Origin of the sequence: Paraburkholderia sp. SIMBA_030, assembly GCF_046535245.1 — a bacterium.
Classification (GTDB): domain Bacteria; phylum Pseudomonadota; class Gammaproteobacteria; order Burkholderiales; family Burkholderiaceae; genus Paraburkholderia.
Map to the genome: position 1 here is coordinate 1 of NZ_JAWRXB010000532.1, position 272 is coordinate 272.

Annotated in this window: 1 pseudogene; it reads right to left on the bottom strand. The window is 72.1% G+C overall.

Annotated features, from left to right (window positions below):
* A pseudogene (locus SB772_RS41095) lies at nucleotides 1-272 on the bottom strand (hybrid sensor histidine kinase/response regulator); the annotation flags it as partial.

Below are 272 nucleotides of genomic sequence, written 5' to 3' on the forward strand. Positions count from 1 at the left end.
GTCGCCGTCGATGTTCGAATGCATGCGTGTCACGCCCGCGCGCCGTCCCTCTTTCATCGCCTGAGCGAACGGCGAGTCCGCCGCGACCGCCGCCGGCTCGCGCGGGCGGCGCGGATAGTGCGCGAGAACCGCGCCGTCGGCGCGCACGAGGGTCGTGGTCATCGGCAGGCCGTCGTTGCCGCCGAGCAGCTCGCGGTAGAACGCGTCGAAATAGCTGGGACGCAGCGCGACCGACACGACGCCCGCAAACGTGCCGTCGGGCGCGCGTCGTT